This is a genomic window from Pseudomonadota bacterium (assembly GCA_018823285.1).
In the GTDB taxonomy this organism is placed as follows: Bacteria; Desulfobacterota; Desulfobulbia; order Desulfobulbales; family JAGXFP01; genus JAHJIQ01.
The window spans coordinates 19,569-42,801 of record JAHJIQ010000076.1 but is presented as its reverse complement, the minus strand read 5'-3'; the positions used below and the strand labels follow the sequence as shown (position 1 = coordinate 42,801).

General features: G+C 56.2%; 14 protein-coding genes. All 14 read left to right on the top strand.

Annotation, left to right across the window (positions count from 1 at the left end; translation table 11 throughout):
• Positions 1 to 362 precede the first annotated feature (362 nt).
• The 14 genes from KKG35_16580 to KKG35_16515 all read left to right on the top strand — a co-directional run bounded on the left by KKG35_16580 (position 363) and on the right by KKG35_16515 (position 23,111).
• Positions 363 to 653 (top strand): transcriptional regulator, encoded by a 291-nt coding sequence (locus KKG35_16580; protein ID MBU1739746.1) that lies wholly within the window; start codon positions 363 to 365, stop codon positions 651 to 653.
• 142 nt (positions 654 to 795) lie between these two features.
• The gene (locus tag KKG35_16575) at positions 796 to 1,485 is read left to right on the top strand and encodes a response regulator transcription factor (GenBank protein MBU1739745.1); all 690 of its coding nucleotides are present in this window, start codon (positions 796 to 798) and stop codon (positions 1,483 to 1,485) included.
• Between the two features lie 5 nt (positions 1,486 to 1,490).
• Positions 1,491 to 2,558, top strand: a complete 1,068-nt coding sequence (locus KKG35_16570; GenBank protein ID MBU1739744.1) for a HAMP domain-containing protein — start codon at positions 1,491 to 1,493, stop codon at positions 2,556 to 2,558.
• Between the two features lie 134 nt (positions 2,559 to 2,692).
• The gene (locus KKG35_16565; GenBank protein MBU1739743.1) at positions 2,693 to 2,920 is read left to right on the top strand and encodes a hypothetical protein; all 228 of its coding nucleotides are present in this window, start codon (positions 2,693 to 2,695) and stop codon (positions 2,918 to 2,920) included.
• A gap of 208 nt (positions 2,921 to 3,128) precedes the next feature.
• On the top strand, positions 3,129 to 3,287 hold the full coding sequence (locus KKG35_16560; protein ID MBU1739742.1) for a hypothetical protein: 159 nt from the start codon (positions 3,129 to 3,131) through the stop codon (positions 3,285 to 3,287).
• A gap of 23 nt (positions 3,288 to 3,310) precedes the next feature.
• Positions 3,311 to 4,384, top strand: coding sequence for a peptide-methionine (R)-S-oxide reductase MsrB (msrB, locus tag KKG35_16555; GenBank protein ID MBU1739741.1), 1,074 nt, complete (start codon positions 3,311 to 3,313; stop codon positions 4,382 to 4,384).
• Positions 4,385 to 4,597: 213 nt separating this feature from the next.
• A complete protein-coding gene (locus KKG35_16550; protein ID MBU1739740.1) occupies positions 4,598 to 5,326 on the top strand; it encodes a SurA N-terminal domain-containing protein in 729 nt (242 codons plus the stop codon).
• Positions 5,327 to 5,362: 36 nt separating this feature from the next.
• The gene (locus KKG35_16545; GenBank protein ID MBU1739739.1) at positions 5,363 to 5,938 is read left to right on the top strand and encodes a hypothetical protein; all 576 of its coding nucleotides are present in this window, start codon (positions 5,363 to 5,365) and stop codon (positions 5,936 to 5,938) included.
• A gap of 75 nt (positions 5,939 to 6,013) precedes the next feature.
• Positions 6,014 to 6,616: a hypothetical protein gene (locus KKG35_16540; GenBank protein ID MBU1739738.1), complete on the top strand. Its 603-nt coding sequence runs from the start codon at positions 6,014 to 6,016 to the stop codon at positions 6,614 to 6,616.
• Between the two features lie 464 nt (positions 6,617 to 7,080).
• Positions 7,081 to 8,724 (top strand): TolC family protein, encoded by a 1,644-nt coding sequence (locus KKG35_16535; GenBank protein ID MBU1739737.1) that lies wholly within the window; start codon positions 7,081 to 7,083, stop codon positions 8,722 to 8,724.
• 87 nt (positions 8,725 to 8,811) lie between these two features.
• Positions 8,812 to 9,678 carry a hypothetical protein gene (locus KKG35_16530; GenBank protein ID MBU1739736.1) on the top strand — a complete coding sequence of 289 codons (867 nt, stop codon included), beginning with the start codon at positions 8,812 to 8,814 and terminating at the stop codon, positions 9,676 to 9,678.
• The gene (locus tag KKG35_16525; protein MBU1739735.1) at positions 9,678 to 10,985 is read left to right on the top strand and encodes an HlyD family type I secretion periplasmic adaptor subunit; all 1,308 of its coding nucleotides are present in this window, start codon (positions 9,678 to 9,680) and stop codon (positions 10,983 to 10,985) included. The genes KKG35_16530 and KKG35_16525 overlap by 1 nt, the downstream gene beginning before the upstream one ends.
• 23 nt (positions 10,986 to 11,008) lie before the next feature.
• Positions 11,009 to 12,562: a hypothetical protein gene (locus KKG35_16520; GenBank protein MBU1739734.1), complete on the top strand. Its 1,554-nt coding sequence runs from the start codon at positions 11,009 to 11,011 to the stop codon at positions 12,560 to 12,562.
• 82 nt (positions 12,563 to 12,644) lie between these two features.
• Positions 12,645 to 23,111, top strand: a complete 10,467-nt coding sequence (locus tag KKG35_16515; protein ID MBU1739733.1) for a VCBS domain-containing protein — start codon at positions 12,645 to 12,647, stop codon at positions 23,109 to 23,111.
• The last annotated feature ends 122 nt before the right edge of the window (positions 23,112 to 23,233 follow it).

The window sequence follows — 23,233 nt, the reverse complement described above, 5'->3', positions numbered from 1 at the left end:
CAGGCAGAGGTCACTCTATGATGAGAATTCAGTAGCCAGTAGCCAGTAGCCAGTAGCCAGAATGACTGATTTTTCACCCTTCGGGTACAAGTCTCGATGTCTCGCAAGCTCGCTTATCGGTACGAGCAGACAAGCTGCTCAACTCAGCTTTTCACCCTTCGGGTATAAGTTTCGTACGAGCAGACCAGCTGCTCAACTCAGCTTTAAGCTTTTCTCCTGGCTTCTGACTCCTGGCTTCTGGCTACTCGTGGAACACATGCACTAACAAATCGCCGAAACCCCTTTATTATCGGGAGATTAGCCAAACTCGGAAAGTTGTGATATTTATTAAAAAACCGGGCACTGTTTGTCCAGAGGGAAAAATGAACACCACAAGACAGGAAATAACGGCCCTGCTCAAGGAAGGCCCCCATGATGCCAAAGAGATCTCCCGCGTCCTCTCGATCGGGGAGAAGGAGGTTTTCCCCCATCTGGATCATATCGCCCGCAGCATCACCTCCGACGGCTGGCGACTCAGGATCGATCCCTGCCAATGCCTGTCCTGCGGCTATTCTTTCAAGGAACGGAAAAGGTTCACCCGGCCCGGGAAATGTCCGGTCTGCAGGCAGACCAGAATCATCCCGGCCACCTACCGCATTGTCCGGAGTCGATGACCGGGGGGCGAATCCCTGCTGCCGGAATCCGGTACCTGCCGGTTGAGCAAATGGAAAGCCTTGAGTCGCGACCGGTTTCGTTTTATGGTGTGCAGACCGGCCGGACTCTCCGGCGCCAAACCCTGAAGGAGCGAAATAAGAAATGCCCGCCCCGATCCTGATCATTGAGGACGATCCCAATACCGCAAAGCTGGTCAAAACCTATCTCGAACGGGAGGGGTTCACTACCCTCATCGCCCATGACGGCAGGCAGGGTCTTGAGATGTTCCGCCGCCATGACCCGCAGTTCATCATCCTCGATCTGATGCTCCCGGAAATCGACGGCTGGGATGTCTGCCGAAAGATCCGGGCCGGGTCCGATGTGCCGATCCTGATGCTGACCGCCCGCCAGGAGGAAATCGACCGGATCATGGGGCTTTCCCTGGGCGGCGATGATTATGTGGTCAAACCCTTCAGCCCGAGAGAGCTTGTGGAACGGGTCAAGGCAATCCTCCGGCGGACCAAGCCGGTTGGCGGGAACAATAAGGAGGCCTTGCAGGTTGCCGACCTTGTCCTCGACCCGGAGAAGCACAAGGTCACCCTTGCCGACCGGATGATCGACCTGACCTCCTCGGAATTCAAACTGCTGCAGGCCCTGATGTCTTCGCCCGGGCGGGTCTTCAGCCGGGACGAGCTGCTGGAAAAATTCTACCGGCATGGCGAAACCGTGATCGACCGGGTGATCGACGTGCATATCGGCAAGCTGCGCCAGAAGATCGAACCGGACCCGGCCAACCCCGCCTATATCCTGACCGTCCGCGGTTTCGGCTACAAGTTCCGGGACAAGGAGTGACGGGAATGAAAGGCCGTCTGCTCTGGAAGCTCCTGCTGATCAACATCGTGCCGGTGATCGGCATCGTCATCCTGGTGATCTGGCTTGCCATCGACCATCTGGCCGCCGGCTATTTCATGGCCCTGATGAACAAGTACGATGTCTCGCCCACCGATATTCACCAGATGTTCATCTCCTCCATTCACCGCTACCTGATCTGGGCCAGTGTCGCCGCCCTCGCCCTTGCCTTTGCTTTAAGCTACCTTTTGATCCGCCGGGTGCTGCGCCCCCTCTCCCAGATGACCGACATCGCCGGGACCATGGCGTCCGGCAGCTTTGCCGCCAGGGTCGACATCACCTCCGCGGATGAAATCGGCCGCCTTGGCACCGCCTTCAACCGGATGGCCGACAGCCTGGAAAAACTCGAGAAGCTGCGCAAGACCATGGTCGCCGACGTGGCCCACGAGTTGCGGACCCCGCTGACCAATCTCCGCGGCTATCTTGAAGGATTGAACGACGGGGTGCTGGAAGCCTCCCCGGAAACCTTTCAGATGCTTCAGGAAGAAACGTTGCGCCTGGTCCACCTGGTCAACGACCTCGGCCAGCTGGCCAAGGCGGATGCGGCAAGGGCCTATCTCAACCGGGAAGAGTTGTCGGTAAGCGGCCTGGTCGGGCAGATGCTCGATATCTACCGGCTTCGTCTGCAGGAAAAAGCAATCGTCGTCACCACCGATTTTTCTCCGGAGGGTGATCGCATCGTTGCCGACCGGGAAAAACTGCTCCTTGCCGTCCGCAACCTGATGGACAATGCCTGCCGCTACACTCCGGCAGGCGGAAGCATCGATATCACCACCCGGAAAACCGATGCCGGCACCAAAGTTGTCTTCACCAACAGCGGCAGCACCATTTCCGGGGAAGACCTGCCCTATATCTTCGAACGCTTCTACCGCGCCGACCGCTCACGGTCGCGTCTGGCAGGCGGCGCCGGCATCGGCCTCGCCATCGTCCGGGAACTGATCGAGGCCCATGGCGGCCGGGTCGGGGCCGACAGCTCCCCTGCCGAAACCAGAATCTGGTTTATCCTTCCTGCCTGACCTCCATTTCTTTACCAAATCTTTACCTTGGCGTTATCTCCCCTTCACATCAATTGCTTATCGTTTAGTCAGGAAAAGGGTCCTGCCGCTTCTTGGGACGGGAAACGTCAACAACTGGCAAATGAGGAAACAAAATGAAAACAAAAACGACAGCAATCAAGACCCTGGCAATCATCCTGACTCTGGGACTCGGTTTATCCGGCTGTTTTACCACCGGCGGCGAGAAGAAAATGATGGATGAAGCAATGCCCACCCCGATGGAAACCATGGAAAAGGGTGGGATGAGCGAAACCATGGCCCCGCCGATGGACACCATGAAAAAAGAAACCATGGAAACAGGAATCTCTGATACCATGAAATAACTGAACCGGCGGGTGCGAAATCCGCCGGTCAAGGAGGTGCCTTATGGAGCGCAGACGATTGATCCTCTTCAGTACTCTTCTGCTGACTCTGGCACTTTTCCAAGGTGCCGCAACTGTGGCCGGTGAACAGACGACATCTCCCGGCCACGCGACCTTTGTCGTCCTCTGATATGATGTCGGCAAAGCTGCCCTGGAAGGGCGGCCGGGAGTGCTCGCGGTCGAAAGCGGCTGGCACGGATTTTCCGAGGTCAACCGGGTGATCTTCGATCCCCGGAGGGTAAGGGTGGAAGAGATGGCCGACCGGCTCAAAGAGGCCGGGACCTATGTCCGGACCCTGAAACAGACCAGCCCTGACCAGAATGAATAACAAATGAACTGCGAGGTGATACCATGACAAAAACATTCCTCTCCCTGACACTCGTCTTACTGGGATTGCTCATCCTGCAGCCCTCCTTTGCCGACAACGGCAATGGAGAAAAAGCGATGAGCACTCCCTCCGGCAACCCTCTGAAAACCGCAATCTTCGCCGGCGGCTGCTTCTGGTGTATGGAGGCGGATTTTGAAAAACTTCCCGGGGTGACCGATGTGATGTCCGGATTCACCGGCGGCACGGCAGACAATCCGACATACAACGGCAATCACCAGGGCCATTATGAAGCGGTGGAAATAACCTATGACCCGCAAAAGGTAAGCTATAGGGAGTTGCTGGACCATTACTGGGTCAACATCGACCCCTTTGATGCCCGCGGACAGTTCTGTGACAAGGGAACGAGTTATTTAAGCGCCATCTTCGTGGCGAATGAGACCGAAAAGAAACTTGCTGAAGAGTCTAAAAAGGAAGTTGTCGAAAGGTTTCCCGGTAAAAATGTCGTTACCCCAATCCTCGAGGCTTCGACCTTTTACCCGATCAAAGGCGAGGAAAGCTACCATCAGGACTATTATAAAAACAACCCTGTCCGTTACAAGGCATACCGCTGGAACTGCGGCCGTGACAAACGGTTGCAGGAAATCTGGGGTGAAGGAAAGAAGCAGTGGAGCAAGAAGGAACTGAAGCAGCGACTGACCGCCATCCAATACAAGGTGACCCAGGAAGACGGCACCGAGCCCGCCTTCAACAATGAATACTGGGACAACAAGCGGGAGGGGATCTACGTCGATGTGGTCTCAGGAGAGCCGCTGTTCAGCTCACAGGACAAGTACAAATCCGGCACCGGCTGGCCGAGTTTTACCAAGCCTCTGGTTGCGGAAAATATCGTCACCCGCGAGGACCGGACCCTGTTTCTCTCGGTCCGGACCGAGGTGCGGAGCAAAAAGGCGGACAGCCATATCGGCCATGTCTTCAACGACGGGCCGCAACCCACCGGCAAACGCTACTGCATGAACTCCGCCGCCCTGCGGTTTATCCCGGTTGAACAACTCGAATCCGAGGGATACGGCCGGTTCCTGCCGCTCTTCGGCAGGTAGGAAGCAGGATCTGTAAACACCCGGAAAACCTGCCTTGAAAAACAGGTTTACACCCCGCTCGCACTTCAGTTATCGTTATTGGAAGCTCACTGCGGCAGACGGGGAACCGGAAGGGTCTGCGAACTGACGTGGGCCCGTTTCGCCTGATACTTGGATCCGCAAAACAAACCGGCAGATCATCCGGATCTGCCGAAATCAGCTCGGGGGCTCATCATGAAATATGTCTTCTCGATCCTGCTGATCGCCGTGATTGTTACGATCATGACCACAGGATTCTTTCTTGACCGACAGAAAAAACCGGTAGCTGACCCGGCCGTTGTCATCAACGACCGGATCATCTCCACCTCCGAGCTTGATGAAATTTACCGGAACCTGCCACGCCCCCCGGGAGACCGGCAGCAGTTTATCGAATCATTGATCACCAGGGAACTCCTGATCCAGGAGGCCATGAAGATGGGGCTTGACCAGGAAGAGGAGTTCCGCCATTCGATCCAGAACTTTTATGCCCAGTCACTGACCAAAATTCTCCTCGAGCGGAAGTTCGACTCATTCCGCTCAAATCCATCCCGGCAGGAAATCGATCGCTTTCTTGAATTGCAGGACTTTCAGGTAGAACTGACTCTGCTGCCGGTCTCCAACCAGCCTGCCGGAGAAAAAAAACATGCCGGACCATTTCGAGAGCTTGGCACCTCATTGCAGGTGGCGCTTCTCTCCGTTGCAGCTGGAGAAGCGTCCCGGCCGATCCTGATCGATGACCGGGAATATACGCTTCGGCTCGATGCCCTCACCAGCATACCGCCACAGGACGACCCGGGGTTGACACCTGAGGAGGCCCGGAAAACAATTCTTCTCGATCATCAGGAGCAGGCCCTTGACAGATGGCTCCAAGAGTTGCGCAATCAGGCCGAAATCAGGGTCGCCGCGTCCGCCGCCGCAGAATAACACAACCAGAGATCCCGGAAAGAGATGGAGAATCCCATGAACAACCGCAAGGGCTACAAGAGAAAGAATTATTTCATCAACAAGGGATTTCAGGGGCGCTACATGTTCAATTTCTACCTGTTGCTCGCCCTCTTTGCCCTGGTTTTTGCCATCCTGCTGAGTTACACCACCGCCCAGCACCTGACGATTAGCTATGAAAATTATGCCCTGCAGGTCGCAAGCACCCCAGCCATGCTCTTCAAACATGTTCTGATGGTCGTCTGGGTCATCATGATTCCTCTTGGATTACTCCTCGCCTGGGCGGTGATGCGGCACACCCACCGGATCGCCGGGCCGCTTTACAAATTCGAGACCGTTCTTGAACAGATGAGCCGTGGGGTCTTGGACCCCCACGTTCGCCTGCGGGAAAATGATGACGGCCAGGAAGTGATCGCCCGGCTTCAGGAGGTCAACAGATTCCTCTCCGACAAGATTCATGAGATGCGCCGCCTGACGGATCAGCTCCATGCCTCTCCGGAGGTAATCAATTCTCCGGAATTGCAGAAGTTGACCGGCGATCTCAGGCATTCACTGGCCGGATTTGAAATCAGGGAGCAGCCGGAAGGTCGGTGATCCCGCACCCCGAACTTCCGGCCGGACAGAACGGATCACCGTTGCAAATTGATCCGGCAATGATGATGGAGATCTATGCTACGGAGAGGGCAACTCCTTAAAATCGACTGCACAACGATCGGCCTTCGATCCGGGCCAGGGGTCTCGACCGCCCGGCTCGGCCGGATGGCTCTTGCGGTCGTGCTGCTTCTGCTGCCGTCGTTTGCCAATGCTGCTGAATTGGAGACCCGCTATGCAACCATCCGTTACGGGGATGAGCAACAACTCCATAAACTGAACCGGGAACTGATCTTAAGCAGGAATATGTCCTACCTGTTAAGAGGCCGGAGGAACATGACCGTTCAGGATGAGGTGGCCGCCAAGATCGATCTTGTTCTGGAGCAAGTCCAGTTGGTGCTGGAGATGTTCCCGGAAAAACTCCGGTTCGAAATCCTCCTGTTTTCAACGGCCGAAGAGGCCCGGGAGGAACTGTTCAAACGCTACCGGAAGAAGGTCAATTTCATTTCCTTTTATTCCCGAAAAGAGAATGCCCTCTATCTTGCCGCACAGCACAGTGAATTGAAAGTGGTGGCCCATGAACTGGGCCATGTGGTGGTTGAGCATTATTTCGACCGCGCGCCACCGGTCAAAATCCACGAAGTCATGGCCCGGTACGCTGTCGATCATATCGCGGACTGATCCTGCCCACCCAACCCGTTGTCAGTGTCATCCAAGGGCACCAGAACCCTGATGTTCTATTCATCACAGGGCACCCAGTGACAAATCCATCCTTGCCCCTGCGGGTATAAGTCTCCTATGAGCAGGCAGGCCGCTCAACCTGGCTTTAAGTCACCGGAATATCATTAGGTAATGAATAAGTAGAAATTGGTAAACAAAAGTGTTAAACAGAGAATGCTTGGGTGATTTCCGGGGGGAAACTTCATTTGCGTTCCAGGTATTGATCTTCGATTTACCGAACTTTCATGGTCATCAGCGAGTTGATGCACCATAGAGTTTTTCCCCGGGGGGGAGATGTTGTTGTAGGGGAAAAGAGTTGCCGGCCTGGGAACCACTTCTGTTTCATACCACACCCCACCTCCGCTTCAAGCAGCACAAAGAAATCGTAAATTGTATCCTGCGAAAATTAATCAAGGGGGATGCTTGTGATCTGCAGATTCCAAAGGTGTGTTTGTAGTATTTTCCTGATAATCCTGCAAATTTTCCTGCTCCAGAGCGGTTCGACCTTTGCGGCCGAGGCCCCGATCCGGGCCCTCACGCCGGAATCCACATCTGCCAAAGACTATACCCTGCATGATCAGTTCTTTACCCCCGAAACTTCACCCCGAAACAGTTCCGCCCCCCCGTCACCAGAAGCCGAACTTGATGGCTTCGGCCAGGCGACCGCCGCTCCCGGCAAACCTGGGGCGCCAAACCTCGCCGGATTGATGGGAGTCCCGGAAATCCAGGTATTGGCAGATGTTGACGGCCAGTTTGTCAAAAGCATGGCTGACTATCAGATCCTGGATAAAGAAGGCGCGCTGGAACTCAGCAGAACCGGGATTACGGAATCCATCCGGGCCGGACGCGGTTTCAATCGTGAAAGCCTGGCCGCTCTGGCGCGTAAAGAGCAGGCTGAGGCGCAAACCGGCCAGGCTCTGGCCCTTCTCCTGCCTTCCGTATCGGTGCGGGCCAATTATGGAGAAGAAAAATCGGAACCCTCCGTTATTGTCGATGAGACCACCGGGGAACTGGTTGCTTCCGACACCCACGACCGGACCGATGCTTCCCTGGTGGTCCGCCAGCCCTTGTACAACCTGCCGGTTTTCCTCGACTGGCGTCGCCGTCAGAAGAGGGAGCTCGTGAGTGGGGAGAATTACCGGGCAAGCGAAGGCGACGCCTACGTATCCACGGTCAGCACCTATCTTACCCTGGTCGCAAGTCGATTGCAGGCTGATATCATCCGGGATTTTGAAGCCCAGCTTGCCGACCTGCTCGACTACATTGAAAAGAGAGCCGACGCGGGAGCTTCAAGCATCTCCGACATGTCCCGGGTCCGTGCCCGGAGGCAGGAAACCCTTTCCTCGCGTCTTGAGCAGGAATCTGCCCATCTGGCTGCCGGAATCGAGTTCGTCCGCTTGACCAACCTGGTCCCCCGGAAAGTGACTCTCCCGGTAGTCGAAGACGTTGGCGTCGCCCTTCTCCCGAAATCATTCCCCGAGGCGGTTGCCAAAGCCATCGAAGCCAACCCTGAAATCACGGCCCTCAATGCGGAACTGGAAGCCGCAAAAATCCAGCAGTCTGCGGCAAAAGGGCAATTTCTGCCGCGATTCGACCTGGAGTACACCGACACATTCGCACTCCACGCGGGCGGAGAGCCCAATTCCCAAGGCCAGCGAGACCGGCGACTGATGATGGTGATGAACTGGGACCTCTTCAACAGCGGAAAAGATTACTTGAGTCTCGCCGAGCGCAAGGCACGCTACAAGGAACTGCAATACCGCCTGGATGACCAGCAACGGCGGGTCGTGCAGGAACTCTCGGCAAATTACGCCGCATTGGCAACTACCGGCGAGCGGATTGTTTCAGGCTATGAGGAGCTGGAATCGATCTCAACCGCAACCGAGGCGATGTCCAAACGCATGCTGTCCGGCAACCAGTCTCTCCTGGATCTCCTTACCGTTTATGACAGTTATTATCAGGTCCGCTCCAGGCTGGTGAATCTCCACGTCTTCGAGATGAATACCGTGGCCCAGCTGGTTCGCCTGACCATGGGGACCCCCTGGACCGATGCGGGCAAGGACAACTGAGAGTAATTCATGAAAGGGCCCGGAGCCTTTTCGAGACATTTGTTATTCGTACTCAATTGAAGAAAGCTTAGAAGGTGGATAATCGGCATGCATACCCGTCATGATGATCAGGATGGTTCGAATATCTTTTGGCCCGGCTATGTAGATGCAACGACCAACCTGGTTCTTAACCTGCTGTTCCTCCTGACGATCATGATCGTTGCCGTCTTCATGTTCGCCCTGGAGCTGGGGCGGACTTCAAAGGTTGAAACGGTGACCCCGCCGGCGATCGAAAGCACGGAAAATGCCGGACAGGCTGCCGGGGCCGCTATTGACCTGAGCCGCGAAAACGAAGAACTGAAACGCGAAATCGAGCAACTGAAGCTCGAAAACGCGGCATTGAAACGCAGAATCGAGGAACTGGAGAAAGAGAACAAAAAATTGCGCCTCGAAATTGAAGAGCTGAAGAAAAAACTCGCCCTGCTTGCACCCGATGAAAAGAAATCTCTTGAAAATCTCAAGGCGATCAAAGAACTGACCCGGCAAAAAACGGATCTGGAAAGTGAAATCCAGCGGCTGAAAAAACTGCAGTTACCGAAAACCTCGCTCGGCGGTTCCGAAAAAAATATCGAAGCAACCTCCGCTCTCCCGAAACCGCAGTACGGTCTGGACAAAACCCTGGAGAGCGATTTTGAAGTCATGGTCCGCTTCAAGGATAAAGCGATCGCCTTTACCGAGGAAGAGCACGCCCAGTTGCTCGACTCGCTGAAGCCCCTCGTGGAACGAGGCGGGGCAATCGTTTTCGTTGAAGTCCCGACCGGTTTTTCCGAGGCGAAGCGGATGGGCTTCTATCGGGCGATGGCGGTGAGGAATATTCTGATCGAGATGAACATGGCAAAAGAAAATATCGAGGTGCTGGTGGTCGACGGCAACAGCAACGCGAAAGCATCCCAGGTCAAAGTCCGGGCACGATAATGGAGACCCTGGAGCTTGCCGCATACGACCGGGGGAACTGCAGTTTTGCTGGCTTGACCCCCCATCGGATCTTTATCCTGATCCTGCTTTGCAGCAGCGTGTCCCTGCTGCTGTGGGCCGGGACCTCAAAGGTTGATGTGATCGTGCGGACCGTGGGCCAGATCATTCCCGCCGGCAAGTCGCAGATCGTGCAACATCTTGAGGGGGGCATTGTCCGGAAAATTCTGGTCAGGGAAGGTCAGGTCGTTGCCGCCGGGGAACCGTTAATTGAACTGGCGGATGTGCAGACCCGTTCCAACCTCGGCACCAAACAGTCAAAGCTCAATGCCCTGCGGGGACGTGAAGCCCGACTGTTTGCCGAATTGAACGGCAGCGACCGGATCGACTTCCCCGAAGACCTGAAAGACTCCGATGTCATTCGGGTCGAAACCGCTGCCTGGAAAGCCCGCCTCGCCCAACTTTCCGAAGAAAGCCAGGTTCTCCAGGCCTTGAGCAGGCAGAAGAAAAGCGAACTGGCGGAGATGAATTCCAAACAGAAGAATCTGCTCCAGGAGCTGGTCCTCGCCCAGCAGAAGCATCATGTCATTGAAGACCTCAGTAAAAACAACGCCGCCTCCGAACTGGAGGTGCTGGACAGCCAGATGCACATTCAACGGCTGAAATCGCAGATCTCGGACGCATTGAGCGCCGTTCCCCGTCTTGAAGCGGCGATATCGGAAGCGGAATCACGAATCAAGGAAGCGTCCGCCCGCTTTCGCGCCGAAGCGTCCGCAACGTTGACCCAAATCCAGGAGGAGATCGAAAAATTAAACCCGGAAATCGACACCAGCGTCGATCGCCTGGAACGGAATATCGTCCGGAGTCCGGTTGCCGGCCTGATCAACAAACTCAATGTCACAACCGTCGGCGCGGTGGTGCGGCCAAGCGAGATTCTGCTGGAAATCACCCCGAGTGACCAGCGGATCGTCATCGAAACCCGTTCCAACCCGGACGACCGCGCTCATCTGCGCCGGAACCTCCCCGCCCGGGTTCGGATCGGCGCTTATGATTACTCGACTTACGGCACCTTTGACGGCCATGTGACCGAGGTCAGCGCCGATACCTTGACCGATGAACGGGGGAACCGTTATTACCGGGTTAACGTTGAGGTGGATGTTTCAACACTCATCTCCCGGGTGGGGCAGGCAGGGGTATTGATGCCGGGAATGGCGGCGAGCGCCGACATTGCGGTGGGCAAACGGACGATCCTCTCATATCTTCTTTCTCCGGTACTGGAGTTCCGGGACGGAGCGTTCCGAGCTAACTAATTTTAATTTAACGAGTGAATGAAATGCTAAAACAACTCAAAATTTACTACATTCTTGTATCGCTGCCCTTTATTCTGCTGCTGTTGGGCTCGGCGGTTTTCTTCGGGGCAATCAAATCGACGATCATCCGCAATCCCCATCCGCAAATAAACTATGCCATCTTTGTGATTATCCTGGCCGGCGGCCTGTTCATCATTCTCAATGCCGGCAGGTTAATCCGGGAAGCCAAAATCCTCGCGCTTTTCACCAAGGCCATCCGCGAGAAAACCGACTCCACCACCCTTCGGGAGATGACCAACCGTTTCCGGGGAGACCTGGCCTGTTTACTGCAGATGGTTGCAGCATCCGGAGACCGAGCCATTTCCCATCAGGAGCAGATTGCCCTCGGGCATGAACTGTCTAACGCCCGGACCCGCCTGAATCGGCGCAATGCCTTGCCGCAATACCTCACCGGCCTCCTGGTCGGCATGGGATTACTCGGAACCTTTATCGGGCTGCTCGCCACCCTGAACGACATTTCAGTTCTGATCAGCAGTTTTGCCGAAATCGACATGGTCAATGCAAATCCGATTGAGGTGTTCCGGGTGATGATCGAACGGATGAAGGCCCCGATGCAGTCGATGGGAATTGCGTTCTCGGCCTCATTATTCGGGTTGCTGGGATCAATCATCCTGGGCCTGATGATGGTCGGAATCCGCCGCCTGGAAGGGGATATTTTTTCCGTGCTCAGCTCGGAAGTGGCCAAGCATATAGAGAACGCCCTTGCCTTTGAAAGCATCACCCTCAGAAGCGGCAATGCTTCAAGGGCATTATCGGCCAACGATGCGGCCACGGAAATCCTCCTGAGAATCGATGAGCGATTGGCCGAGGCGGCCCGCGCCCGGCAACGTGCGTTGACATCCGATATCGATGATTTCAAGAAGCAGCGCTCCGATATGGTGCAGGTCCTTGCCGAGCATGCCGAGTCGAACAACAACTTCCGCAATGAACTGCAGCAGTTCGGCGGTCAGCTCGAAGCCCTCACCAATGTTCTGGAAAAAAACCAGGGGGGAGTTGCAAATCAGATTTCCGATCTGCTGGTCAATCTGGCGGGTGATGCAAAGAAAACCCATAAACTTCAGGCCCTGCAGGTGAACGAACAGCGAAAACTCACCGAAACCCTCGAATCCTTCAAAATCGAGGAAAGACTGGCCGAGGCGACCCGCACCCAGCAACGCGCCTTGTCTGCCGAGATGGAAGATTTCAAAAAACAGCGGGCGGACATGCTGCAGGTCCTGACCGAGCACACCGTGGCGAACAATAATTTCCGCGTGGAACTGCAGCAGTTCGGCAGCAAGCTTGGCGCCCTTGCCGGCACCCTGGAAAAGGGCAATGGCGAGTTGGCCTCCCAGCTCTCGGAACTGCTGGTTCACACGACATCCGATGCAAAGCAGTCCAGATTATTGATGAACAGTATCGGCAGCAATCTCCGGGGTGAACTGCAGCAGTTCAACTCCGTTGCCAAAAGCATTGAAAAAGGCAACCGGGAGCTGGCGACCCGGATTGTAGAATCCATGGCCGCCAGGGGTGGTGAATGAAAGTTACGTAATGCGGTGAGCAGCAGGACATTGGTGTTCTGAGCGCAAGTTTCAAGGCAGTTGACATCTGAGAGGTGGGGGTATGGCAAAGAGAACCGAGAGCGGAAATGGCAAGGCAACAGAACAGCACGATCAGGCCCAGAGCATAGAAAGCGCGGTTGTGGGGGCGGACGGAACGATCTCCATCCCCCATGCCGCGGCTGATCTCAAATCCGTTGATGTCGCCGATGTCGATCTGCTGCTGGGTTTTGCCGACGGCTCCTTTGTCATCATCCCGAACGGGGCGTTGGCTGCGATCAGCGAATCCGAGCACCCGGTTGTGTTCAGTGATGACGGGGCAGGCGCCGATGCCCTCACCCCTTCTGCCGGTGATTCCCCAGCCACCCTGGGCGACCTGTTCAAGATGGTCGGCGCGACCAAGATCATCGATGGCGGCAATCTGGCGGTGGTCAGTGAAAACGTCGACAGCCCGGAAGAAACCGCCGATGAGGATATTTTAGGCTATTCGGAAGAAAACGATGTTTTTGCCGATCTGGCAATCCTCTCCGAGCCGGTCGTCAAAATCAGCAGCGGCGGCAAAGGCCCCGGCGGTTACCAGCACACCGAGCCGCCTCCGGCGCTTTCCGATATCGAACCATTCACCGAGCCGGATGTTGCAGTCCGCCCGATTTTAAAAAACGGCCATGTCACAGAGGATTTAAGTGACAATGAATCCCCGGTGGTCGCTCCCGGACAGTCTCTGAGCTATGCCGAGAACCAGACGATTGCCCCCACGACGGTCGGCACGGTTGTCTCCGTTGTAACCGCCTACGATAACGTTGGAGTTACCGACTTCCGTTTCAGCGATTCCGGGACCGACACCAGCAGTGACAACTACTTCACCATTTCGGCGCAGGGTCAGATCAGTATCACCACTGCCGGGATCCAGCCCGGTGTGGCCCAGAATGATTTCGAGACGGGCCCAAACATCTTCAGTTATGCGATTGAAGCCTGCGATGCAGAAGGAAACTGGTCGACACCCGAGAATATTACCCTGAACGTCACCAATCTGGACGAAGTTCACCCGGTGGTCACCCCCGGCCAGTCCCCCCTGGAGTACGTCGGCGGCAAAACCGCAGCCAACCCGGGAGTCGGCACCGTCGCCGCCAGCGACGACACGGGCGTTTTCGACTACCGTTTTACCACCGCCGATGCCGATCCCGCCGACAGCACATTGAGCGCAGACGGCTACTTCAGGATAGGAGCCGACGGCCGGATCTCGCTGACGGCAGCAGGCCTGGCTGCGGAAGCAAACAGTTTCGCGGTCGGCAACAACACCTTCACCTACGGTGTCGAGGCAAGGGACACCGTAGGCAACTGGTCAAATCCCGAGAACATCACCCTGAGCATCCTCCCGAACGTCTCGAGCTCCGACATCACGGATCCGGTGGTGACACCCGGCCAGACCATTTTCTACGCGGAAAACCGGACGGCAGCCGATCCGGCGGTCGGCAATGTTGCCGCCGGCGATGACGTGGGAGTCACCGGCTTCCGTTTCAGCACCACCGGCACCACCACCAGCTCCGACACCTACTTCACCATCGACAGCAGCGGCCGGATCACCCTCACCGCCGCAGGTCTTGCCGCGCAGGCCAATGACTTCGAGAACGGGCTCAACAGTTTCACCCATGGCATCCAGGCAAGAGACGCCGCCGGGCACTGGTCCGCATCTGAAAACGTGACCATCACCCTGACCCCGGTGAACGACAACGCACCGGTATTGACCGTGGATAATGCCACCGTCACCCTCGCCGAGGACGCGGCGGCCGGGATCATCGCCGGGGCCGATGGTGATGCGACCGACGGTGATCTTCCCGGAGACACCCTCACCTACAGCCTGACCGGGACCATCCCGCAGGACGGCAGCGGCAACGACCTGTTCAGGATCGATGGGGCGACCGGCGAGATCAGCCTCACCGCCGAGGGTGCAAACTTTATCGACTACGATGCCGGAGCCACCAGCTACACCCTTGAGGTTCAGGCCTCCGACGGAGTCAACACCAGTAATATCCAAACGATCACCGTCAACCTCACCCCGGCGAACGACAACGCACCGGTACTGACCGTGAACAACACCACCGTCAATCTGATGGAAGGTACAGCCGCCGGGATCATTGCCGACGGCGACGCCACCGACGGTGACACCCCGATCGACACCATCACCTTCAGCCTCTCCGGTGCCGTGCCGACTGACAGCAGCGGCAACCCGCTGTTCGTGATCGACGGCAGCACCGGCGAGATAAGCCTCACCACCGAGGGGGCGGCCTTTATCAACTTCGACGGCGGGCAGACCAGCTACATCCTCGGGGTCCAGGCAACCGACGGGACCAACCTGAGCAATATCGAAACGGTCATCGTCAATATCACCCCGGCGAACGATAACACGCCCGTCCTCACCGTCGACAACGCCAATGTCTACATTGCGGAAAACGCAGGCGCGGGGATTATCATCGGCGGTGATGCTGACGCCACCGACGGTGATCTACCCGGCGACACCCTTACCTTCAGTCTGACAGGCGGAATACCGACCGACGGCTCCGGCAACCCGCTGTTCGCGATCAACACCACCGGCGAAATCAGCCTCACTGCCGCAGGGGAAACCTTCATCGATTACGAATCGGGAACAACAAGCTACACCCTCTTCGTCCAGGCCACCGACGGAACAAACACCAGCAACATCGAAACGGTCACCGTCCATCTCACCCCGGTCAACGACAACGCCCCCATTCTCACCATCGACAACGCAACAGTGAATCTTGCCGAAGATGCGGCCGCCGGGATCATTGCCGGAGCCGATGCCGACGCGACCGACACCGACGTTCCGACCGACTCGCTCACCTACAGCCTGACCGGGACAATTCCGGTCGATGGCAGTGGCAACCCGCTGTTCCGGATCGACACCGCTACCGGCGAAATCAGCCTCACCGCCGAAGGCGCAGCATTCATCGACTATGACGCCGGAGCCACCAGCTACACCCTCGCCGTGCAGGCCTCAGACGGGGTCAACACCAGCAATATCGAATCGGTCACCGTCAATCTCACCCCGGCGAACGACAACGCGCCCGTCCTCACCGTGAACAACACCGTCGTCAACCTCGCCGAAGACGCAAGCGCCGGGATCATCGCCGACGCCGCCGCCATCGACGGCGACAACCCGGCCGACACCATCACCTTCAGCCTTTTCGGCGGCGTGCCGACCGACGGCTCCGGCAACCCGCTGTTCGCAATCGACAGCATCTCCGGCGAGATCAGCCTCACCACCGACGGCGCCGCCTATATCGACTACGACAATGGACAGACCAGCTACACCCTCACCGTCCAGGCCTCCGACGGGGCGAACTTAAGCAACCTCGAAACGGTCACCGTCAATCTCACCCCGGTCAACGACAATGCGCCGGTGTTGACGGTGGACAACTCCATTCTCTACATCCCGGAAAATTCCGCGGCGGGGATCATTCCCGGCGGTGACGGTGACGCGACCGACGCGGACGCACCGGCCGACACCATTACCTTCAACCTCACCGGGACCATCCCGCAGGACGGCAGCGGCAACGACATCTTTACCGTCGACACCGCCACCGGCGCAATCAGCCTCACGGCGGCCGGCGCAACCTATATCAACTCCGGCACCGGCCCTGCAAGCTACACCCTGGACATCCAGGCCGACGACGGGAGCAACACCAGCAACACCGAAACGGTCACCATCAACATCACCGATGTCGACAACACCGCGCCGGTGGTCTTGCCCGGACAAACTTTCAATTATGCAGAGAACCAGGGTACCGGGGACGTGGTCGCCACCGTGGCCGCCACCGACGACACCGGGATCACCGATTACCGTTTCAGCACCGCTGACGCCGATCCTTTCGACAGCAAGCTGAGTGTCGACGGCTATTTCCGGATCGACAGCAGCGGCCAGATCACCCTGACCGCCGCCGGATTGATCGCGGAGGCCAACGATTTCGAAACCGGTTTCAATAGCTTCCAGTTTGGCATTGAAGCACGAGACACAGCCGGAACCTGGTCCGCAGCCAACGAGCAGGTCACCGTCAACATTACCCCGGTCAACGACAACGCCCCCATTCTCACCGTCGACAACACCAGTGTGGACCTTGCCGAAAACGCAGCCGCCGGGATCATCACCGGCGCCGACGGTGACGCCACCGATGCGGACCTTCCAGGCGACACCATCACCTACACCCTTGTCGGCGGAGGGCCGACGGACGGAACCAACCCGCTGTTCAGGATTGACAGTGCCACCGGCGAGATCAGCCTCACCGCTGCAGGCGCAGCGTATATCGACTACGAGTCGGGAACCACCAGCTACACCCTGGACGTTCAGGCCTTCGACGGAGTAAACGTGAGCAATATCGAGACAATCACCGTCAACCTCACCCCGGTCAACGACAACGCGCCCGTCCTCACCGTCGATAACACCAGTGTGAATCTTGCCGAAAACGCAGTCGCCGGGGTCATCGCCGGTGCCGATGCCGATGCAAACGATGGTGACACCCCGATGGACACCGTGACCTTCAGCCTTTTCGGCACCGTGCCGACCGACGGCTCCGGCAACGCCCTGTTCGCGATCGACAACAGTACCGGCGAGATCAGCCTCACCGCCGAAGGTGCCAATTTCATCGACTACGACAAGGGACAGACCAGTTATACCCTTGCGGTCCAGGCCTCCGACGGAACCAACACCAGCAATATCGAAACGGTCACCGTCAACCTCACCCCGGTGAACGACAACCCGCCGGTACTCACCGTCGACAACGCGAACGTCTACATCCCGGAAGACGCGGCTGCCGGGGTCATCATTGGCGCCGACGGTGACGTGACCGATGCGGATGTTCCGGCGGACCCCATTGCCTTCCTCCTGACCGGGACCATTCCGGTTGACGGCAGCGGCAACGCTCTCTTCACGATCCACTCCGTCACCGGCGAGATCAGCCTGACCGCCGAAGGGGCAGCCTTTATCGACTATGACGGTGGCCCCACCAGTTACACCCTGGAGATTCTCGCCACCGACGGCTTCAACCCAAGCAACATCGAAACGGTCACCGTCCATCTCACCCCGGTGAACGACAGCGCACCGGTATTAACGGTGGATAACGCCAGCGCGAACCTTGCCGAAAACGCAAGCGCCGGATTTATTGTCGGCGCCGACGCAGACGCCACCGACGCAGACCTGCCCGGCGACACCATTACCTACAGCCTCACCGGCACTATCCCCCAGGACGGATCAGGCAACCCGCTGTTCGCGATCGACAGTGAAACAGGCATGATCAGCCTCACCGCCGAAGGTGCGGCCTTTATCGATTTCGAATCGGGAACGACCAGCTACAATCTTACTATCCAGGCCCAGGATGCAGCAGGGAACCTTTCCAACGTTGAAACCGTCATCTTGAATGTTACGGATGTCAACGAGGCGCCTATTGCCCTCACAGTAGCGGCTGTCGCAAACGAGGATGGTCCGCCGATTATCATTACCGCCGATTACAGTGATATTGATGCGGGCGACACCCATACCTTCAGCATCGATAACAACGGCACTCTGGGCACTGTCGTCAACAATGGCGACGGCACCTTTAGCTACAATCCGAACGGCCAGTTTGAATCACTGGCTACCGGAGCAACCGCCACCGACTCCTTCACCTACACCGTTACCGATAACAACGGGCTGAGTTCCGCCCCTCAGACGGTTACCATCACTATCACAGGCACTAACGATGCGCCGATCGCAACGGTGAACAGCAATACCATTGCTGAAAACTCCATAAACGTCAGCGGCAACATAATCACCGACAATGACGGCTACGGAGTTGACAGCGATCCGGAAGGTGACAGCTTTACGGTTACTGCAATTGACAATACCGGTGCCGATAAGTACGGAACTTTCACTTTGGATAACCCGGACGGCAGCTACACCTATACCCTCGACAACACGAACCAGTTGGTTCAGACGCTTGCCGAGGGACAGAGCCTGACAGAAACTTACACCTACACTGTTACTGACAGCACTGGCGGCGCCGATACTTCGACCGTCACCATCACCATCAACGGCACCAACGATGCTCCGATCGCCACCGCCAACCTCAATTCCATCGCAGAAGGTGGTGTGAGCGTCAGCGGCAACATGATCACCGACGATGACGGCTACGGGGTTGATAGTGATCCGGAAGGCGATAGCTTGATGGTTACTGCAATTGACAAAACCGGGGCAGACCAGTACGGAACTTTCACTCACAATACGGACGGCAGTTACACCTATACGTTGGACAACACGAACCCCGCGGTTCAGGCGCTGGGCTTGGGTCAGAGTCTGACGGAAACCTACACTTATACCGTGGATGACGGCAATGGCGGCGCCGATACTTCGACCGTCACCATCACTATTAACGGTGGGAACAATGCACCGACAGCCACCGCCAACACCAATAGCATCATTGAAAACACCGTAAGTGTCAGCGGCAACATGATCACCGACGATGACGGCAACGGGGTTGATAGTGATCCGGAAGGCGACAACTTGATGGTTACTGCAATTGATAAGACCGGTGCAGACCAGTACGGAACTTTCACTCACAATACGGACGGCAGCTACATCTATACTTTGGACAACACGAACCCGGCGGTTCAGGCGCTGGGGCCGGGCCAGAGCCTGACGGAAACCTACACCTACACCATAGCTGACGGTAATGGCGGCACCGATACTTCGACCGTCACCATCACCATCAACGGCGAAAACAGTGCACCGACCGCTACCGCCAACACCAATGTTATTGCGGAAGACACCATAAGCGTCAACGGCAACATGATCACTGACGATAACGGCAACGGTGTTGATAGTGATCCGGAAGGGAATAATTTAACGGTTACAAATGTTGATTATACGAATGGAGACCAGTACGGAACTTTCACTCACAATACGGACGGCAGCTACACCTATACTTTGGACAACACGAACCCGGCGGTTCAGGAGCTGGGCGTGGGGCAGAGTCTGACGGAAACCTACACCTATACCGTAAATGACGGCAATGGCGGCACCGACACTGCAACGGTCACCATCACTATCACCGGCCAGAATGATGCTCCTGTCGCCCTTGCTGTAGCTGGCGCCGCAAACGAGGATGGCCCGGCTATCATCGTTGCCGCCGATTACAGTGACGATTTCGGTGATACGCATATTTTCAGTACCGACAGTACAACCACCCTGGGAACTGTAGTCAATAACGACGACGGCACCTTCAGTTACGATCCGAACGGACAGTTTGAATCACTGGCCGCCGGAGCAACCGCAACCGACTCCTTCACCTATACCGTTACCGATAACAACGGACTGAGTTCCACCCCTCAGACCGCGACCATCACGATCACCGGCCAGAATGATGCACCGACTGCTGTCAATCTTTCCACCGGCACCGTCAATGAGAACGCGACACCGGGCTCTGTCATCGCCATGCTTTCCGCGGCGGATGTTGATGCTGGAGACAACTTCACTTATGAGCTTGTTTCCGGAAACGGTACGAACGACGCCGACAATGGTCTGGTAAGCATTGTCGACAACGAACTTCGTGTTAACGGAAGCATCGACTTCGAGACCAACCCGAACCTTGCGATCAATATCCGGGTGACGGATAGTGGCGGACTAAGCCACACCGAGGCCCTGAATGTGGCAGTGAACGATATCAACGAGGCGCCGACCGATATCACCCTTTCCGGCAGCACCGTGAATGAGAATGCAGCGAACGGGACGGTTATCGGCACGCTTTCCGCGACAGATGTTGATGCGGGTGAATCTTTCACCTACTCACTCGCCTCCGGGGACGGCACGAACGACGCCGATAACGGTCTGGTAAGCATTGTCGGCAACGAACTTCGTGTTAACGGAAGCATCGACTTCGAGTCCAACCCGGACCTTGCGATCAACGTCCAGGTAACGGATGGTGGCGGGCTGATCCACACCGAGGCTTTTAATTTGACCGTGAACAACCTGGATGAAGAGAACCCCTGGGTTACAAACATTCAAATGACGGATACGGATCTTATAATCGGGGAACACTCGACAATTACGATTACCTTTAGCGAGGAGGTAACCAACTTCGAAGATGCTTTGGGAGACGATGTAACAGTTACGAGTGGGAGCCATGATGTCTTCACCAGTAGTGATGGTGGTATAACCTGGACCGCCACCTTCACGCCTTCTATCGAAACCGCCTCTACCGGCAACGTTATTACCATCGCCGGCAGCTATACAGATTTGGCAGGAAATGCCGGAACCGGTGCTGTCAGTTCAGATGCTCCTTTTGCCCTCACCTATTCGGTTGATACTGTAGCTCCGACATGTCATGTGAATCTTTATACGTCATCCGAGCTTAAATTAACTGGAGGTATACCGCCAACAACCCTGCCCGCCGGGGCCTACGACCCCGCCGGAGATGTTGCCGCCCATGAAGCCGCCGCAAGCCCAGCTGGCCAGGCAACGCGCGAAGTGATAACCGGCACATCCGGAACTGACACGATAGGCAACAATGGTTTATTCAGCGGTGATTCAACCCAATCAACCTGGGTGAAGAGGTTGCATTTCAACTTCAACAACTTCGCAGAAATCACATCCATAGTGTTGGTGGCGAGTCCGGAATGGAATCTTATCCCTGATTTCGCTCTTCAAGCAGGACCGGGAATAACAGTAAGCCAGACCGGTAACGAGTGGACATTTACCCCTGATGACATTACCGCATTGGTCGGTGGTTTCGATGTGGATGTTGTCTATACAGTTACTGATACCGGGTCAACAGAGTTCAGGGCCGATTTCACTGCGAATGGAACCGTTGTGGCTGGTGGCACCAGTTATCAGGCAACGGACAGCTTGTATCTAAGTTGGAAAGAAGCCACGGATGTGTCTGACTTTACAGTGCCCGACAATACCGACGGAACGCCTGTTGCCGTATTGCCGCGAGCTGGTCTCGGGATGGATATTGATGCCGGGGGGGGTGACGATACTGTAAATGCCGGAGCCGGGCATGATCATATTTGGGGTGGTGACGGCATTGATATTATTCATGGCGGCAAAGGAAATGACACCATTGAGGGGCAGGATGGGGACGACATTCTCTACGGTGATGAAGGAGATGATATCCTGCTCGGCGGCGCAGGCGCGGATCAACTCTATGGTGGCGCGGGCATCGATACAGCAACGTACAGCATGTCCGGACAGGGCGTCACTGCATCACTCACTCTTCCAGGAGATTTTACATTCGGTGACACTGTAATCCAGACATACGATGCAGCGGGAGACACATTCGATAGTATTGAAAATCTGACCGGTTCAGCAAACGATGATCATCTGATAGGTGATAATGGGATCAACACGCTAGTCGGTGGAGACGGGAATGATATTCTTGAAGGGCTGGGCGGTTTCGACGGTCTGAATGGCGACATTCTGGACGGCGGGGCAGGAATCGATACCGCCAGCTATAATCACGCCAGTTCCGGGGTCTTGGCTGCAATTAATCCAAATTTCGGAACATACACAGGGGATGCTCAGGGTGATACGCTTATCTCCATTGAAAACATTGAAGGATCATCCTTTGGCGACACCCTAGCCGGTGATGCCAGCAACAACACCCTGTCAGGTGGCACAGGTGATGACAACCTCTACGGCGGATGGGGAAATGACATCCTGTATGGCGGTGCTGATAATGATACACTTAATGGCAGTGTTGGGGATGATATCCTCTTTGGTGATAGCGGCAATGACACTCTAATTGGTGGTTCTGGCGGAGACGCCATGGATGGCGGCACCGGCACCGATACTGCGTCCTATGAAAATATAAGCACTGGGGTTGTTGCTTCACTCAACCCGGACAACTGGAGCCTCCAGGATTTGGTTCCTGGTGATGCCCAGGGAGACCGGTTCTTTAACATTGAAAACCTGACCGGTTCCGGGGGAAATGACCAGCTTTACGGTGACAGTTTTGACAACGTATTGGTGGGTGGGGCCGGTAATGACCGCCTCTACGGCGGCGCCGGCAACGACACCATCTTTGCCGATCAGGGTGTGGACCTTGAGGTGTCGGGAGATATCGGCAATGATATCTTCCATCTCTCGTCACAGTCTTTGCCTACTGCAACGGATGCGATTGACGGCGGAACCGATGCTAATGGCATGGATATAGACACGGTGGTGCTTCATGACCTGGCGGGAGGGGATTACGATTTAACGATCCTTGCCGATATTACGAAAAACGTGGAAACACTCGACATCAGCGGAGACGGCGTCAATACAAAGCTTATTATTACCAGCGCCGATATCCAGAGCATGGTCAATAACGGCAACGCTTCGGAGTTGACCATCAGAGTTGATGCCGGAGATACTCTCACCTTTTCCGCTGTCGGAGGCGAGGAGATGACTCCGGCATTTACTGGAACCGACGCCACCTACACAATTGATGACACCCCGGGAGCTGGTGGCACTGTTTTAGCGCAGATCATCTGGGATGTTGCTTAATCATGATGCATCACTTTCCCTGATGTAAGCTGAACCTGCAAAGCGACAAGCTCAGACCCTTACAGGACACAAATTCCTGTAAGGGTAGCGTTCTCAATCTGTCACAGGGAACTTCAAACTTT

Coding starts and splice junctions, on each gene's coding strand:
- KKG35_16525 (MBU1739735.1), top strand. CDS start 9,678: ATGGAGACCCTGGAGCTTGCCGCATACGACCGGGGGAACTGCAGTTTT.
- KKG35_16545 (MBU1739739.1), top strand. CDS start 5,363: ATGAACAACCGCAAGGGCTACAAGAGAAAGAATTATTTCATCAACAAG.
- KKG35_16570 (MBU1739744.1), top strand. CDS start 1,491: ATGAAAGGCCGTCTGCTCTGGAAGCTCCTGCTGATCAACATCGTGCCG.
- KKG35_16530 (MBU1739736.1), top strand. CDS start 8,812: ATGCATACCCGTCATGATGATCAGGATGGTTCGAATATCTTTTGGCCC.
- KKG35_16520 (MBU1739734.1), top strand. CDS start 11,009: ATGCTAAAACAACTCAAAATTTACTACATTCTTGTATCGCTGCCCTTT.
- msrB (MBU1739741.1), top strand. CDS start 3,311: ATGACAAAAACATTCCTCTCCCTGACACTCGTCTTACTGGGATTGCTC.
- KKG35_16565 (MBU1739743.1), top strand. CDS start 2,693: ATGAAAACAAAAACGACAGCAATCAAGACCCTGGCAATCATCCTGACT.
- KKG35_16515 (MBU1739733.1), top strand. CDS start 12,645: ATGGCAAAGAGAACCGAGAGCGGAAATGGCAAGGCAACAGAACAGCAC.
- KKG35_16540 (MBU1739738.1), top strand. CDS start 6,014: ATGCTACGGAGAGGGCAACTCCTTAAAATCGACTGCACAACGATCGGC.
- KKG35_16550 (MBU1739740.1), top strand. CDS start 4,598: ATGAAATATGTCTTCTCGATCCTGCTGATCGCCGTGATTGTTACGATC.
- KKG35_16575 (MBU1739745.1), top strand. CDS start 796: ATGCCCGCCCCGATCCTGATCATTGAGGACGATCCCAATACCGCAAAG.
- KKG35_16580 (MBU1739746.1), top strand. CDS start 363: ATGAACACCACAAGACAGGAAATAACGGCCCTGCTCAAGGAAGGCCCC.